13 protein-coding genes are annotated in these 16290 nt (G+C 62.5%); all 13 read left to right on the top strand.

Translation table 11 applies throughout. From position 1 onward, the window contains the following. Positions 1 to 35: 35 nt before the first annotated feature. The 13 genes from V5E99_RS03415 to uvrA all read left to right on the top strand — a co-directional run bounded on the left by V5E99_RS03415 (position 36) and on the right by uvrA (position 16256). Positions 36 to 542, top strand: coding sequence for an AraC family transcriptional regulator ligand-binding domain-containing protein (locus V5E99_RS03415; RefSeq protein WP_499800923.1), 507 nt, complete (start codon positions 36 to 38; stop codon positions 540 to 542). Beyond that, positions 430 to 1071: a helix-turn-helix transcriptional regulator gene (locus V5E99_RS03410; RefSeq protein ID WP_499800922.1), complete on the top strand. Its 642-nt coding sequence runs from the start codon at positions 430 to 432 to the stop codon at positions 1069 to 1071. Before V5E99_RS03415 ends, V5E99_RS03410 begins: the two co-directional genes overlap by 113 nt. Before the next feature lie 188 nt (positions 1072 to 1259). After that, on the top strand, positions 1260 to 2147 hold the full coding sequence (locus V5E99_RS03405) for a Dyp-type peroxidase (protein WP_499800921.1): 888 nt from the start codon (positions 1260 to 1262) through the stop codon (positions 2145 to 2147). 16 nt (positions 2148 to 2163) lie between these two features. Next, positions 2164 to 3132: a Gfo/Idh/MocA family protein gene (locus V5E99_RS03400; protein WP_499800920.1), complete on the top strand. Its 969-nt coding sequence runs from the start codon at positions 2164 to 2166 to the stop codon at positions 3130 to 3132. Between the two features lie 155 nt (positions 3133 to 3287). Beyond that, entirely contained in the window at positions 3288 to 3896 is a 609-nt protein-coding gene (gene lexA, locus V5E99_RS03395; protein WP_499800919.1) for a transcriptional repressor LexA, read from the top strand. Continuing rightward, a complete protein-coding gene (gene imuA / locus V5E99_RS03390) occupies positions 3896 to 4513 on the top strand; it encodes a translesion DNA synthesis-associated protein ImuA (protein WP_499800918.1) in 618 nt (205 codons plus the stop codon). The genes lexA and imuA overlap by 1 nt, the downstream gene beginning before the upstream one ends. Positions 4514 to 4520: 7 nt before the next feature. Continuing rightward, entirely contained in the window at positions 4521 to 5936 is a 1416-nt protein-coding gene (locus V5E99_RS03385; RefSeq protein WP_499800916.1) for a Y-family DNA polymerase, read from the top strand. Next, complete coding sequence (locus V5E99_RS03380; protein WP_499800914.1) at positions 5912 to 9010, top strand: error-prone DNA polymerase; 3099 nt, start codon at positions 5912 to 5914, stop codon at positions 9008 to 9010. Before V5E99_RS03385 ends, V5E99_RS03380 begins: the two co-directional genes overlap by 25 nt. Positions 9011 to 9322: 312 nt before the next feature. Next, entirely contained in the window at positions 9323 to 9997 is a 675-nt protein-coding gene (locus V5E99_RS03375) for a CsgG/HfaB family protein (RefSeq protein ID WP_499801098.1), read from the top strand. 18 nt (positions 9998 to 10015) lie between these two features. After that, a complete protein-coding gene (locus V5E99_RS03370; RefSeq protein ID WP_499800913.1) occupies positions 10016 to 10387 on the top strand; it encodes a DUF4810 domain-containing protein in 372 nt (123 codons plus the stop codon). Then, a complete protein-coding gene (locus V5E99_RS03365; protein WP_499800911.1) occupies positions 10384 to 11043 on the top strand; it encodes a DUF799 domain-containing protein in 660 nt (219 codons plus the stop codon). Before V5E99_RS03370 ends, V5E99_RS03365 begins: the two co-directional genes overlap by 4 nt. 391 nt (positions 11044 to 11434) lie before the next feature. Beyond that, on the top strand, positions 11435 to 13498 hold the full coding sequence (locus V5E99_RS03360) for a hybrid sensor histidine kinase/response regulator (RefSeq protein ID WP_499800909.1): 2064 nt from the start codon (positions 11435 to 11437) through the stop codon (positions 13496 to 13498). 136 nt (positions 13499 to 13634) lie between these two features. Beyond that, positions 13635 to 16256 carry an excinuclease ABC subunit UvrA gene (gene uvrA / locus V5E99_RS03355; protein ID WP_499800908.1) on the top strand — a complete coding sequence of 874 codons (2622 nt, stop codon included), beginning with the start codon at positions 13635 to 13637 and terminating at the stop codon, positions 16254 to 16256. Positions 16257 to 16290 lie beyond the last annotated feature (34 nt).

Below are 16290 nucleotides of genomic sequence, written 5' to 3'. Positions count from 1 at the left end.
ATAAGAATTCAGCTTGATCCGGGATGTCTTGCCCCATGCAAATGAAAGTCGTCGACCCTACCTACGAGCTGGCGCTCGTTTCGCCATTTCTCCTGCAAACCCTGGCCGAAGTTGCCGAACTCAAAGGGATCAACCCCGAGAGTCTTTGTCGTGGGCTGGGCTTCACCCTGGAAGATTTGCAAGACCCGGCGCAGCGCATCTCCTATCGACAAGCCGTGGCGATGATCCAGCGTGCGCTCAAGGTCCTGCCCAATCGCGGGCTCGGTTTGTGGGTCGGCGCGCAGAATGTGCTCGGCACCCTCGGCCTGCTCGGGCATGTGTTGTCGCTGTGCAAAACCCTGCGCGATGCCTTTGAGCTGGGCATCCGCCACCAGCACACCTCCGGCGGCATCGTGGTGTCGAGCGTGGAGGAGGCGGGGGATCGGGTGTTTGTCGATATCGAATGCCGGCTGCCGGCTGCCGTTTGCCGATGTGCAGTTGTTTGCCGTGGAGGAGTTTTTCGCCAGCCTCTTGGTGTATGGCCGGGCACTGGTCGGGGCTGACTTCAAGCCGATGGCCGTGGAGTTCGTCCACGCCGCGCCGGATTACCTCGCTGAATACACGCGTTTGCTCGGGCCGGACGTGCGTTTCGGTTGCCTGCAAAACCGCATGGTGATCGCCGCGCATTGGCTGGATGTGCGACTGCCCAATCACCACTCGCTGGCGTTGCGTCAGGCGGTCAAGTTGTTGGAGCTGGAAGCGGCGCAGGTGCACCAGAAAATCGACCTGATCCAGGCTGTGGAACGAGCGATTGCCCGGGACCTGACCCAGGGCAGCCACATCGAAAAGATCGCCGGCGACCTGAACATGAGCAGCCGCACCTTGCGTCGGCGCCTGACCGAACATGCCCTGACCTTCGAAACGCTGTTGGAACAGGTGCGCCAGGCCCGCACATTGAGCCTGCTGGCCAACCCCGAGATGTCCATCGAACGGATCACCGAAGAAGTCGGCTACAGCGACGTGCGCAGCTTCCGCCGGGCGTTCAAGCGCTGGACCGGGATGAGCCCGACGGCGTTTCGTGTCAGCTCATAGACTGCGCGCCGCCACCCCTGTAGGAGCGAGGCTTGCCCGCGAAGACATTGTGTCAGTCAATATCAATGTTGAATGTGCCGACGCTTTCGCGGGCAAGCCTCGCTCCTACAGGGGCTGTGTTCTGCCTTTCGTTACCGCTCACTGCCCTGCAACGGTTAAACTCCGCGCTTCTTTTTTAAGGAGTTCATATGAGTCACTACCAGCCGGGCATTCTCGCCACCCCCGTTCCGCCCCAAGCCCGTCATATGTTCTTCGCCCTCGAATCCGCCGCCGCGCTGCCGGCTGCGCTCGACAAATTGTTGCACCTGGTGGACGGCCAGTCGGCGGTGGTCGGTTTTGGCGAGTCCCTGGTCAAGGCGTTGCACGGTCAGATCGAAGGCCTGCGCGCATTCCCGGCCATGACCGGCGTCGGCGTCGACAACCCCTCGACCCAACACGCCCTCTGGTGCTGGTTGCACGGCGTGGACCGTGGTGAATTGCTCAATCGCAGCACTGCCCTCGAAGCTGCACTGGCCCCGGCGTTTCGCCTGGTGCAGATGAATGAAACCTTCCGCCACCTCACCGGCCACGACCTGACCGGTTACGAAGACGGCACTGAAAACCCCCACGACGAAGCCGCCGTCGCCGCTGCGCTGGTGGGCCATGGCGCTGACGGCACGGTCGGTGGCAGCTTCGCCGCGATCCAGCAGTGGCAGCACGACCTCAAGGGCTTCAACGCGATGCCGTCCCATGAAAAGGACAACATCATGGGCCGCCGCCTGAGCGACAACGAAGAACTCGACGACGCGCCGATCTCCGCCCACGTCAAACGCACCGCCCAGGAAAGCTTCGCCCCCGAAGCCTTCGTGGTCCGCCGTTCGATGCCGTGGATCGAAGGCGACCGCGCCGGTTTGATGTTCCTGGCGTTCGGTTTTTCCCTCGACGCATTCGAAGCGCAACTGCGGCGCATGAGCGGGCTGGAAGACGGCATCACCGATGGTTTGTACCGCATGAGTCGCCCGATTACCGGCGGCTATTACTGGTGCCCGCCGCTCAAGGACGGTCATCTGGACCTGCGCGCATTGCGCATTGGCTGAATCTCAAGGAGTGAATATGAGCGTGGTGCGCTGGGGCATGATCGGTTGTGGCAGCGTCGCTGAGCGCAAAAGCGGACCGGCCTTCTATAAAGCGCCCGGTTCGGCGCTGGTGGCGGTCATGGGCCGACGCCTGGAAGCGGTGACCGATTACGCTGCGCGCCATGGCATCGCCCGGGTCTACACCGACGCTCAATCGCTGATCAACGACCCCGAGGTGGACGCGGTGTACATCGCCACGCCACCCGACAGTCACCACGCTTATGCCCTGCTGGTCGCCGCTGCCGGCAAACATTGCTGCGTCGAAAAACCGATGTCGCTGAATGCCGGGCAAAGTCGTGAGATGCAGCAGGTGTTCAGCGCTGCCGGTTTGCAACTGTTCGTTTCCTACTACCGACGTTCGTTGCCACGCTTCCAGCAAGTGCGGCAATGGCTGGAAGAAGGGCGGATCGGCGAGGTCCGGCATTTGACCTGGACGCTGACCAAAGCCCCGTCACCGAACGACTTGAGTGGCGCCGAAAACTGGCGCACCGACCCGGTGATTGCCGGTGGCGGCTACTTTGCCGATCTGGCCAGCCATGGGTTTGACTTGTTCCAGTATCTGCTTGGCGACATTGTTGAAGTCGCCGGTTTCACCGGGCGTCAAGCCGGGTTGTATGCGGCTGAAGACGCCGTCAGCGCCAGTTGGCGTTTTGCGTCGGGCGCGATGGGGATGGGGTGCTGGAACTTCGTGGCGGATCGGCGTGAGGACCGGGTCGAGGTGATCGGCAGCCAAGGCCGGATCAGTTTCTCGGTGTTCGATGAACAGCCTGTAATGCTTGATGCCGATGAAAAAATCAGCCTGCACATCGAGCATCACGAACACATCCAGTGGCATCACGTGTTGGGCATGAACGCCCATATTCGTGGTGAAACCCAGCACCCGGCGCTGGCCGGGGAGGCGTTGAAGACCGATTGGGTGATGGACCAGATCCTCAAGCGCGGCTGAACTTCCCTGTAGGAGCTGACGAGTGAAACGAGGCTGCGATCTTTTGATCTTGCCTTTAAAGATCAAGATCAAAAGATCGCAGCCTCGTTTCACTCGTCAGCTCCTACACCGCTGGCACTTGCCAGGAAAATGTCAAAAGAGTACAAATGTACTCCATGACGACTCTCACTCCCCGCCGTACTGCCATCCTGACCTTTATCCGTGATCGAATCGCGGAGCACGGTCAGTCCCCGAGCCTCGCTGAAATCAGCGAGGCCTTTGGTTTCGCCTCCCGCAGCGTGGCGCGCAAGCATGTGCTGGCGCTGACCGAAGCAGGGTTTATCGAGGTCAACCCGCATCAGGCCCGGGGCATTCGCTTGCTCGGGCAACCGGCACGGCCTGAGTTGCTGGACATCCCGGTGCTCGGCCGGGTGGCGGCGGGGGCGCCGATTGGCGCGGATGCCGAGGTTCACAGCCGTTTGCTGTTCGACCCGTCGATCTTCTCCCGGGTGCCGGATTACCTGCTGCGGGTCCAGGGCGATTCGATGATCGAGGACGGCATTCTCGACGGCGATCTGGTGGGCGTGCACCGCAACCCTGAGGCGCTGAACGGCCAGATCGTGGTGGCGCGGCTCGACGGTGAAGTCACCATCAAGCGTTTCGAGCGGGTCGGCGACACCGTGCGACTGCTGCCACGCAACCCGGCCTATAAACCGATCATCGTCGAAGCCGATCAGGACCTGGCCATCGAAGGCGTGTTCTGTGGCCTGGTGAGGCAAGGGTGATGGGCGCCGTCGTTGCGCTGGATACGCTGTTCAATGGCGGCCTGGTCTGGAAGGGCCGGCCTGCGCCCCCGGCCGTCAGCCCGCAACCCACCGGGCATGCCGCGCTGGATGCGGCGTTGCCCACCGGTGGCTGGCCGGAAGCGGCGCTGACCGAAATCCTCCTGGCCGGGCAGGGCGTCGGCGAGTTGCAACTGGTGTGGCCGGCCCTGGCGCGGTTGTCGGCGGCGGGCGAGCGCATCGTGCTGATCGCACCGCCGTACGTGCCATACCCCCAGGCCTGGCAGAACGCCGGGGTCGATTTGCGCCAGTTGTCGATCATCCAGGCCAGCGAGCGCGATGCGTTGTGGGCGGCGGAGCAATGCCTGCGCTCGGGCAGTTGCGGTGCGGTGCTGTGCTGGCCGCACAAGGCCGATGACCGGGCGTTGCGGCGCTTGCAGGTGGCGGCGGAAACCGGCTCGACCCTGGCGTTTGCCTATCGCTCGCTGGCTGAAGCGGTCAACCCTTCGCCGGCGGCCCTGCGCATTGCCATCGACGCCAGGCCTGCGCAGTTACGGGTCTTGAAGTGTCGCGGCGGACTGGCCCGCGCGGCGCCGATTGCCTTTGCCATGGGGCATTGAGGTTGCCATGCGCTGGGTCTGCATTCTGTTCCCGCAATTGGCGCTGGACGCGGTACTGCGCCAGCGCCCCGATCCCGATGAGCCGCTGGCGCTGCTGACTGGCCCGGCCCAGCGTCGGGTGCTGCAAGCGGTCAACGCTGCGGCCCGGGCGCTCGGCTTGCGTCCGGGCCAGTCGATGACTGCCGCCCAGGCTTTGAGCAAAGGCTTCGTCACGGCTGAATACGACGCCGCCGAGATTGAGTATTGGCAGCAGTTTCTTGCGGCCTGGGCCTATCGGTTCAGCTCCCAGGTCAGCGTGCATTACCCCCGCGCCGTGGTGTTTGAAATCGAATCAAGCCTGGGCCTGTTCGGCGCCTGGCCGCAGTTCGAGGCACGCTTGCGCACCGAACTCACCGAACTGGGTTTTCGTCACCGGATAGTCGCTGCGCCCAACCCGGTGGCGGCACGGGTATTGGCCAACGTTTATGACGGGTTGGTGGTGCCGGATGATCAAGCCTTGCGCTATCACCTGGGGCAGTTACCCGTCGACCGGGTCGCCCTTGAACCTTCGGTGACCACGGCGTTGTCGCGCATGGGCCTGCGCACCTTGAGTCAGGTGCAGGCGCTGCCCCGGCATACCCTGGCCCGGCGTTTCGAGGCCCAGGTGCTCAAGCATCTGGACGCGTTGTTCGGCCTGCGACACCTGGCCCTGGCGTTCTACCTGCCACCGGACCGTTTCGATGTGCGCATCGAACTCAACTTCGACGTGCAGTCCCATCAGGCGCTGCTGTTTCCATTACGCCGATTGACCGGCGATTTGTCGGCATTCCTCTGCGGTCGGGACAGCGGCGTGCAGCGTTTCGACCTGCACCTGGAACACGCCGGGTTGCCCGACAGCGTGATCAAGGTCGGGCTGCTCAGTGCCGAACGTGACCCGGCGATGCTCTTCGAACTGGCTCGGGGCCGACTGGAACAAGTGCAAGTCGAAGCCCCGGTGCGCGGTTTTCGCCTGCGCGCCGAAGACCTGCCGAGCTTCGTGCCCCAGCGTCAGGAACTGTTCGACGACCGTCCGCAGCAGTCCTTGCCCTGGGAGCAATTGCGCGAACGCCTGCGGGCACGGCTGGGTGACGAAGCAGTGCAGGGTTTGCGCTTCCAGGCCGATCACCGCCCTGAATGTGCCTGGCAGACCACCGTCGACAGTCAACTCTGTGGCGGATTGCCCGGCGTGCATCGGCCGGGCTGGCTGCTGACCGAACCGCTCGCGGTGCACGAAGGTTCGGCGCGTATCCTCATGGGGCCGGAGCGCATCGAATCCGGTTGGTGGGACGGCGCTGACGTGCGCCGGGATTATTACCTGATCCAGACTCGCGCCGGCCAACAGGGCTGGGCCTATCGTGCGGTGGGTGAGGGCGGTCCGTTGTGGCTGCAAGGCTGGTTCGCATGAGCGTCGAGTATGCCGAGCTGCATTGCCTGTCGAATTTCAGCTTCCAGCGCGGGGCTTCCAGTGCGCTGGAGTTGTTTCAACGGGCTAAACAGCAAGGCTATCAGGCGCTGGCGATCACCGATGAATGCACCCTGGCCGGGATCGTCCGGGCCTGGCAAGCAGCCAAGTCGGTTGAGTTGCCGCTGATCATCGGCAGCGAAATACGCATCGAGGACGGGCCGAAGCTGGTGCTGCTGGTGGAAAACCTTGAAGGCTATCAGGCGTTGTGCCGGTTCATCACCCGTGCCCGGCGCCGCACGCAGAAAGGCCAGTATCAAGTGCTGCGCGAGGACTTCGACGAACCGCTACCGGGGCTGTTGGCCTTGTGGGTGCCGGATGCGGTGGATGACTTTAAAAGCGGTCACTGGCTCAAACAGACCTTCGCCGAACGCCTGTGGCTGGCGGTCCAGTTGCATTGTGGGCAGGACGATAACCGACGGCTGAACGACCTGTTGATGCTGGCCAGGGAACTGCGAATCCCGGCGGTGGCCAGCGGCGATGTGCACATGCACGCCCGTGGCCGGCGCGCCTTGCAGGACACCATGACCGCGATCCGCCATCACCTGCCGGTGGCGGCGGCCGGTTTGCGCCTTCATCCCAATGGTGAACGGCACCTGCGCAGCCTCGATGTTGTGGGCGAAATCTATCCGCCGGCCTTGCTCGATGAAACGCTGGTCATCGCCCGGCGTTGCACCTTCGACCTGGGCCAGTTGCGCTATCAATATCCCCGGGAGCTGGTGCCTGACGGTCATTCGGCGACTTCCTGGCTGCGTCATTTGACCGAAGAAGGCATAAAGTGGCGCTGGGAAAGAGCGCCGAAACCTGAAGTACTGCTCCAGATCGACAAGGAACTGGAACTGATCGCCGAGCTGGGCTACGAGAGCTATTTCCTGACGGTCCACGACATCGTGCGCTTCGCCCATGACCAGAAAATCCTCTGCCAGGGCCGGGGTTCGGCGGCCAACTCGGCGGTGTGTTATGCCTTGGGCATCACCGAAATAGACCCGGATCGCACCACGTTGCTGTTCGAACGGTTTCTCTCCAAGGAACGCAACGAGCCGCCGGACATCGACGTGGATTTCGAGCACGAGCGGCGCGAAGAAGTCTTGCAGTATGTGTTTCAGCGTTATGGCCGCACCCGCGCCGCGCTGACAGCGGTGGTCAGCACGTACCATGCGGCCGGCGCGGTGCGCGATGTGGCCAAGGCGTTGGGCCTGCCGCCGGATCAGATCAATGCCCTGGCCGATTGTTGCGGCCACTGGAGTGACAAGACGCCACCCGTCGAGCGCTTGCTGGAAGGCGGGTTCGACCCCGAGAGCCCGGTGTTGCACCGGGTCTTGAGCCTGACCGGGCAGTTGATCGGTTTCCCCCGGCACCTGTCCCAGCACCCCGGCGGTTTCGTGATTTCCGAGCAACCGCTGGACAGTCTGGTGCCGGTGGAAAATGCGGCCATGGCCGAGCGCACCATCATCCAGTGGGACAAGGACGACCTTGATGCGGTCGGGTTGCTCAAGGTCGATATCCTCGCACTGGGCATGCTTAGCGCGATTCGCCGTTGTTTCGATCTGCTGCGACACCATAGAAACCTTGATCTGAGCCTGGCGACCATCCCGTCCGAAGACGCGGCCACCTACGAAATGATTGGCCGTGCCGACACCATCGGTGTGTTCCAGATCGAATCCCGGGCGCAAATGTCGATGCTGCCCCGGCTCAAACCGGTGAACTTCTACGACCTGGTGATCGAGGTGGCGATTGTCCGTCCGGGGCCGATTCAGGGCGGCATGGTGCACCCGTACCTGCGTCGTCGCAAAGGTGAGGAGGAGGTCGAATACCCTTCGGAAAAACTGAAAGTCGTGCTGGAGCGCACGTTGGGCGTGCCGTTGTTCCAGGAGCAAGTCATGCAGATCGCCATCGTTGCTGCCGACTACAGTCCCGGCGAGGCTGATCAGTTGCGCCGTTCCATGGCTGCCTGGAAGCGTCACGGCGGACTGGAACCACACAGGGAGCGCTTGGCCGCCGGCATGAAGCACAACGGCTATACGGAAGAATTCGCCGCGCAGATTTTCGAGCAGATCAAAGGCTTCGGCAGCTACGGTTTCCCCGAATCCCATGCCGCCAGTTTTGCCTTGCTGACCTACGCCAGTTGCTGGCTCAAATGCCACGAACCGGCAGCGTTCGCCTGTGCGCTGATCAATAGCTGGCCGATGGGTTTCTACAGCCCGGACCAGATTCTGCAGGACGCCCGCCGGCATCATCTGCAGATTCGCCCGGTGGACGTGCGCGCCAGTGATTGGGATTGCAGCCTGGAACCGATCAGCGGCGCGCAACCGGCGATCCGCATGGGCTTGCGCATGATCAAGGGCTTTCGCGAGGACGATGCCCGGCGCATCGAGGCTGCGCGGTTGAGGGGCGCATTTGCCGACATCGCCGACCTCGGCGAACGGGCGCAGCTCGACGCCCGCGCCCAGGAGCAACTGGCCGATGCCGGCGCCTTGCGCGGGTTGGCCGGTGATCGCCATCGAGCGCGCTGGGAAGTGGCCGGGGTGCAGAAACAACTTGGGTTGTTTGCCGGGTTGCCGCGTCAGGAAGAACCTGAAGTCGATTTGCCAAAACCCACCGTGGGTGAAGACTTGCAAGCCGATTACGCAGCGGTGGGCACCACCCTCGGGCCGCACCCGCTGGCGTTGTTGCGTGCAGACTTGAAAGCCCGGCGTTGCCGCAGTTCAAAGGAACTGCTCGACGTCGAGCATGGCCGGCCCGTCAGCGTCGCCGGGCTGGTGACTGGCCGTCAACGACCGGGCACCGCCAGTGGCGTGACCTTTGTCACTCTTGAAGACGAGTTCGGCAACGTCAACGTGGTGGTCTGGCGTGATTTGGCCGAGCGGCAGCGCCAGGTGTTGGTGGGGTCGCAATTACTCAAGGTCGATGGGCGCTGGGAAAAGGAAGGCGAGGTGCGGCACTTGATTGCCGGACGCTTGAGCGACCTGAGCCCGTTGCTCGATGGCATCAGCGTGCGCAGCCGGGATTTCCGCTGAACAGCCGGTTCACCCTCCGTAGGAGCGGCCGAAGGTTGCGATCTTTTGACGCCCCCCAAATCGACGAGGATCAAGAGCTAAAGATCGCAGCCTTCGGCAGCTCCTACAGGGGCGGTGCGGTCAACGATCTGGCGCCAAAAATATTTATTCGCTGTTCTGGGTGGTGGCACTTTGGCATAATGCCCGCCGCCGACGTTCCGCACGTCGATTGTCGATTCAAATCCCCAACGCTTTTTCGTCGCTGCAACCCGCAGCGATTGGCCAATGCCGTGCCGGGATCAACAGCACTTCAAGAAGGAATACACAGTGAGAATGATCTCTCGGATGTTGGTGTCGGGTACCGCGATTGCCGTATTAAGTGCTATCGGCGGGTGTGCAACTGAAAGCTCCCGCGCATTGCCGGTAGAAAAAGTCGAAAGCGCCAGCCAAGCCTGGGCCGGTGTTCGCGTACCGATGGCGGTGGGCAAGTTCGACAACCGTTCGAGCTACATGCGCGGGATTTTCTCCGATGGCGTGGATCGCCTCGGCGGTCAGGCCAAGACCATTTTGATCACTCACTTGCAGCAGACCAACCGCTTCAGCGTGCTGGACCGCGACAACATGGGCGAGATCCAGCAGGAAGCGTCGATCAAGGGCCAGACCCAGCGCCTCAAGGGTGCTGACTTCGTGGTGACCGGTGATGTGACCGAGTTCGGCCGCAAAGAAACCGGCGATCATCAACTGTTCGGCATCCTCGGTCGCGGCAAGACCCAAGTGGCCTACGCCAAGGTCAACCTGAACATCGTCAATATCAGCACCTCGGAAGTCGTCTATTCGACCCAGGGCGCGGGCGAGTACGCCTTGTCCAACCGCGAAATCATCGGTTTTGGCGGCACTGCGGCCTACGATTCGACCCTCAACGGCAAAGTGCTCGACCTGGCCATGCGCGAGGCGATCAATCGCCTGGTGGATGGCATGAACTCCGGTGCATGGAAACCGGGCAACTGATCAAGGAGCGATAACCCAATGAACAAGTTTCTAGCATGGCCATTGATGACATTGGTCCTGTCGGGCAGCGCATTGCTGGCCGGCTGCAACAGCGGCCCGCCCACCCTGTACCAGTGGGAAAGCTACCAGCCGGAAGTCTATGAGTACTTCAAGGGTGAAACACCCAAGGAAGCACAGGCCGAAGCCCTGGAGCGCGACTTGCAGAAGATCGCCTCGACGGGCAAGACCCCGCCGCCCGGTTACCACGCCCACTTGGGCCTGTTGTACCTGAGCATGGGTAAGGACGATCAGATGGTTCAGCAGTTCCGGACCGAGAAGACGCTGTTCCCCGAGTCCGGGGCGTACATGGATTTTCTGCTCAAGAACGCTAAAACCGGAGACGCCAAATGATCTCGCGCTCATTGAAACTGATGGCCGGCCTGCTGGCACTGGCGGTTCTTGGCGGTTGTGTCAGCCCCAAGACCGTGGACTATTCGGCGTACAAGCAAGCCCGCCCGAAAACCATTCTGGTGTTGCCGCCGCTGAACGACTCCCCGGACGTCAAGGCGTCGTACGCCATGCTGTCCCAAGTGACCTTTCCGTTGGCCGAGGCCGGTTACTACGTGCTGCCGATTGCCTTGGTTGACGAAACGTTTCGCCAGAACGGCCTGACCACGCCAGCGGATATTCACCAGGCTCCGGCGGACAAACTGCGGAGCATTTTCGGCGCCGACGCCGCGCTGTACATCACCGTGACTGAATACGGCACACGCTACATGGTGATCAGCAGCGAAACGGCCGTCACCGCGACCGCCAAACTGGTCGACCTGAAAACCGGCACCACCCTGTGGACCGGTGCGGCGCGCGCGTCGAGCGAAGAGGGCGGCAACAACGGCGGCGGCGGTCTGGTGGGCATGCTGATTACCGCTGCGGTGAAACAGATCATCAACAGCTCCACCGACGCCGGCTATCCGATTGCCGGTGTCGCCAGCAATCGATTGCTGTCGGCCGGGCATCCAGCCGGTTTGCTGTACGGACCGCGCTCGCCGAAATACGGCACGGATTGATAGTGATCTTCCTGTAGTGGCACGGCTTTGCGGCGATGGCGATTTCACGGACGCCATCGCTGCACGCCGTGCACCTGCACGCGTCCGGCACCCCGCAAGCATCTCGCTCCCCACCCCCCGCATTTCGTTGGCCATCGAGAAGACCATTTTCGACGTCGCCGGCAACCTGAGAAATGGCTACCATCGGCTCAAGTATCTGATCGAGGCGCACTCGCAGGTGTGCCTGGCAAGCCCCTCGGCACAAAAGTGTTCCATGGGTAAATCAGCTATACCTGCATGAAACCATTAGCACTGCGCGGTGCTCGAAACAACTGGGCGCCATTACAGGACACAGAGTCAGCCGATGCAGTTTTTATCTGATAGCCACGGGTGTGCTGGCTGGAATGGCGAAATGGCCGGACGTATCTGTGCGTTCGACTGGAGCCAGACCGAGCTGGGTGCCATTGATCGCTGGCCCCGCAGCCTGATCAGTACGGTGCAGTTGATGCTGGCGTCGCCGCTGCCGATGGTGATGCTTTGGGGGCCGCTCGGTTACATGATCTACAACGACGCCTATTCGGTGTTTGCCGGTGGCCGCCATCCCTATCTGCTGGGGGCGCCGGTGGAACTCGGTTGGCCGGAAGTCGCGGATTTCAATCGCCACGTGGTGGATACGTGCCTGGCGGGCGGCACCTTGTCCTTTCGCAACAAGGAGCTGGTGCTGTTGCGCGATGGTGTTCCGGAAGATGTCTGGCTGGATCTGTATTACAGCCCCGTCGCCAATGACGAAGGCCATCCCGGCGGGGTCATGGCGATGGTGGTCGAGACCACCGCCCATGTGATTTCCGAACGCCGGCGCCAGGAAGCCGAGAACGCTTATCGCGCTGACAATGAGCGGGTGCGCCTGGCGCTGAATGCCGGGGCGTTGCTCGGTTCGTTTGTCTGGGATATCGAGACCAACGTGTTGTCCGGAGATGAGCGTTTTGCGCGCACGTTTTCTTATCCGGCGCATCAGGACCTGGCCGACTTGCCCACTGCCATCGCCGAATCGCGGATTCACCCTGACGATTTCGATTGGGTTGAGGAGCAGGTCAATCACTCCGTGCAAACCGGTGAGCCTTATAACGCCGAGTACCGCATCCTGTGCCCTGATGGCAGCTACCGGTGGTTACTGGCCAGCGGCTGTTGCGAGTTCAATGAACAGGGCAAACCGTTTCGCTTTCCCGGGGTGTTGATCGACATCCATGAACGCAAAATCGCCGAAGAGTCCTTGCTCAAGTTCACTCGTAACCTGGAACAACGGGTGGCTGATGAAGTCGGCGCGCGACTGGCGGCGGAGGAACAATTACGCCAGTCCCAGAAGCTCGAAGCTATCGGTGGCCTCACCGGCGGTGTGGCCCATGACTTCAACAATTTGCTGCAAGTGATTGCCGGCAACCTGCATCTGCTGGCCCGGCATGAGCCGGATAATCCCAACGTGCAGCGCCGGGTCAGTGCTTCGATTGCGGCGGTCGAGCGCGGCGCCAAGCTTTCATCGCAACTGCTCGCGTTTGCCCGCCGTCAGCCGTTGTCGCCAGCGGTCTGCGACCCCCGGCAAATCTTCGAAGGCCTGGGGGAATTGTTGCAGCGGGCATTGGGGGAAACCATTCAGATCAATGTGGCTGTGGCCGACGATGCCTGGCGCCTGTATGTGGACCGCAATCAGCTGGAAAACGCCATTCTCAACCTGGCGATCAATGCCCGCGACGCCATGAAAGGCGAGGGCACCATCGGCCTTGGCGTCGGGAATATTGCCCTGGACCGGAAGTTTTGTGCGGGCAAAGGCATCGTCGCCGGTGACTACCTGCGCGTGACCGTGACCGACGCCGGCATCGGTATGTCACCGCAGGTACTGGCCCAAGCGTTCGAACCGTTTTTCACCACCAAGGCCGATGGTCAGGGCACCGGTTTGGGCTTGAGCATGGTGTTCGGTTTCGTCAAGCAGAGCGGCGGGCACATCGAGATCGCCAGTGTGGCGGGCGAGGGCACGCGGGTGCAGTTGTATTTCCCGCGCAGCCTGCGACCGCTGGCCAATGAGGCGCCGCTTCACGGGCCGAATCCGCCGGGCGGGCATGAGACGATTCTGGTGGTCGAGGACAACGAAGCCGTGCGTAGCACGGCGGTGGAATTGCTGCGTGAAGAAGGCTATCAGGTGCTGACCGCCACCAATGGCGACACGGCCATGCAGATGTTGATGGAGGGCGTGGCCGTGGACCTGATCTTCACCGACGTGGTCATGCCCGGCCTGATCAAAAGCTCGGACCTGGCGGCCTGGGCCAAAGTGCAGAGCCCGGCGGTGGCGGTGCTGTTTACCTCCGGGCACACCCGGGACATCATTTCGCGCAATCACCAACTAAGCCCTGATACCCATTTGCTCAGCAAACCGTATGGGCCGCAAGCGCTGACCCAAATGGTCCGCACCGTCCTCAACGGTTGACACATACCCCCGTAGGAGCTGCCGAAGGCTGCGATCTTTTGATTTTGCTTTTAAAGATCAAGATCAAAAGATCGCAGCCTTCGGCAGCTCCTACGGGGGATCGCGTTTTCAATGCATCTTGAATTAAGGCTGGTTCATGACTTCAAAGCGCACCTCAACCCCTCCCTCCGGCATGGTCCGGGTGCGCGGCGCCCGGGAGCACAACCTCAAGAACGTTGACGTGGACATTCCCCGCGATGCCCTGGTGGTGTTCACCGGGGTGTCCGGCTCGGGCAAGTCGTCCCTGGCGTTTTCGACCTTGTACGCCGAAGCGCAACGGCGCTATTTCGAATCCGTGGCGCCCTATGCCCGACGCTTGATCGATCAGGTCGGGGTGCCGGACGTGGACTCCATCGAAGGCCTGCCGCCGGCCGTGGCCCTGCAACAGCAGCGCGGCACGCCGAGCACCCGGTCTTCGGTGGGCAGCGTGACAACCTTGTCGAGCCTGATCCGCATGCTCTATTCCCGCGCCGGCAGCTACCCGCCGGGGCAGGCGATGCTGTATGCCGAGGACTTCTCGCCGAACACGCCCCAAGGCGCGTGCCCTGAGTGCCATGGTTTGGGACGTGTCTATGAAGTGACCGAAGCGTTGATGGTCCCGGACCCGAACCTGACCATCCGCCAACGGGCGATTGCCTCCTGGCCGCTGGCCTGGCAAGGGCAGAACCTGCGGGACATCCTGGTGACCATGGGCATCGACGTCGATATTCCCTGGCGCAAACTGCCGAAGCAGCAGCGGGACTGGATTCTCTTCACCGAAGAAGCCCCCACCGTGCCGGTGTACGCCGGGCTGACCCCGGAAGAAACCAAAGTCGCCCTCGAGCGCAAAATGGAGCCGAGTTACCAGGGGACTTTCAGCGGCGCCCGGCGCTACATCCTCCACACCTTCAGCCACTCGCAAAGTGCGTTGATGAAAAAGCGCGTTTCGCAATTCATGCTCGGCAGCCCGTGCCCGTTGTGCGACGGCAAGCGGCTCAAGCGCGAGGCGTTATCGGTGACGTTTGCCGGGTACGACATCGGTGAGTTGTCGCAGATGCCGTTGCTGCAAGTGGCTGAAGTCCTGAAACCGGTGGCGGCTCAAACCTACCTTGAACAGCCTGATGAACCCGGCGAAGTCCTGACCCATGACCAGACCCGCGAGGCCCGCGAACAGCGTGTCGCCCACGGCGCCAGTGGTCACGCCAACGCCCCTGACGTGCGCCACACGCCGAACCTGTCGGTGGAGAAACGCCTGGCCGCGCAACGCATCGCCCAAGATTTGCTGGAGCGGGTCAGCACCCTGACCGACCTGGGCCTCGGTTACCTGGCGCTGGAACGCAGCACGCCGACGTTGTCGTCCGGCGAGTTGCAGCGTCTGCGCCTGGCGACGCAATTGGGGTCGCAACTGTTCGGCGTGATCTACGTCCTCGATGAACCGTCCGCCGGTCTGCACCCGGCGGATGGCGAGGCACTGTTCGAAGCCCTGCAACGCCTGAAAGCAGCGGGCAACACGCTGTTTGTGGTCGAGCATGACCTGGAAACCATGCGCCGCGCTGACTGGTTGATCGACGTCGGGCCGGCGGCGGGCGAGCATGGTGGGCGCATTCTCTACAGCGGCGCGCCGTCAGGGCTGGAGCACATCAGCGAGTCCCAGACCCGCGCCTACCTGTTCGCCGAACAGGTCACGGCGCCGCGCGCTATTCGCAAGGCCAAGGACTGGGTGCGGCTGGAAGGCATCAGCCGCAACAACCTGAACAACCTCAGCGTCGAGTTTCCCTTGGGCTGCTTCACCTCGGTGACGGGTGTTTCGGGCTCTGGCAAGTCGAGTCTGGTCAGCCAGGCGTTGCTTGAACTGGTGGGTGCGCATCTGGGCCGGGCTGCCAGCGAGCCCGAAGAGCTGAGCCTTGAGGATGACGCGCCGCAAGTCAGCGGCGGTCAGGTCACGGCGGGGCTGGAGTCGATTAAACGCTTGGTGCAAGTTGATCAGAAGCCGATTGGCCGCACGCCGCGCTCGAACCTGGCGACCTACACCGGGCTGTTCGACAACGTGCGCAAACTGTTCGCCGCCACCCCCGAGGCGCAGGCCGAGGGGTACGACGCCGGGCAGTTTTCCTTCAACGTCGCCAAGGGCCGTTGCCCGACCTGCGAAGGCGAGGGCTTTGTCAGTGTCGAGTTGCTGTTCATGCCGAGCATCTACGCGCCATGCCCGACTTGTCACGGCGCGCGCTATAACCCGCAGACGTTGGCGATCACCTGGAATGGCCTGAGCATCGCCCAGGTGCTGCAACTGACGGTGGACGAAGCGGTCACGGTGTTTGCCGAACAACCGGGCATCCGCCGCTCGCTGGAGGTGCTGCGGGACATCGGACTCGGTTACCTGCGCCTTGGGCAACCGGCAACCGAGTTGTCCGGCGGCGAAGCCCAGCGCATCAAACTGGCCACCGAACTGCAACGCAACCAGCGGGGCGCGACCCTGTACGTGCTCGACGAACCCACCACCGGGTTGCACCCACGGGATGTCGATCGGTTGCTGGAACAACTGGATACGCTGGTGACAGCAGGGCATACGGTGATCGTCGTCGAACATGAAATGCGCGTGGTTGCCCAGAGTGACTGGGTGATCGACATCGGGCCGGGGGCGGGGGATCAGGGCGGCAAGATTGTGGTGGCCGGTACGCCGCAGACCGTTGCCAAAAACAAGAAGAGCCGCACGGCGCCGTTTTTGGCCAGGGTTTTGTAGCGGCAATTCAAAGATCGCAGCCTTCAGCAGCTCC

This window comes from Janthinobacterium sp. LPB2021202312-11-4 (assembly GCF_037049705.1).
Classification (GTDB): domain Bacteria; phylum Pseudomonadota; class Gammaproteobacteria; order Pseudomonadales; family Pseudomonadaceae; genus Aquipseudomonas.
Note: the sequence above shows the minus strand (reverse complement) of the source record. Positions and strands in the feature narration are given on the sequence as shown.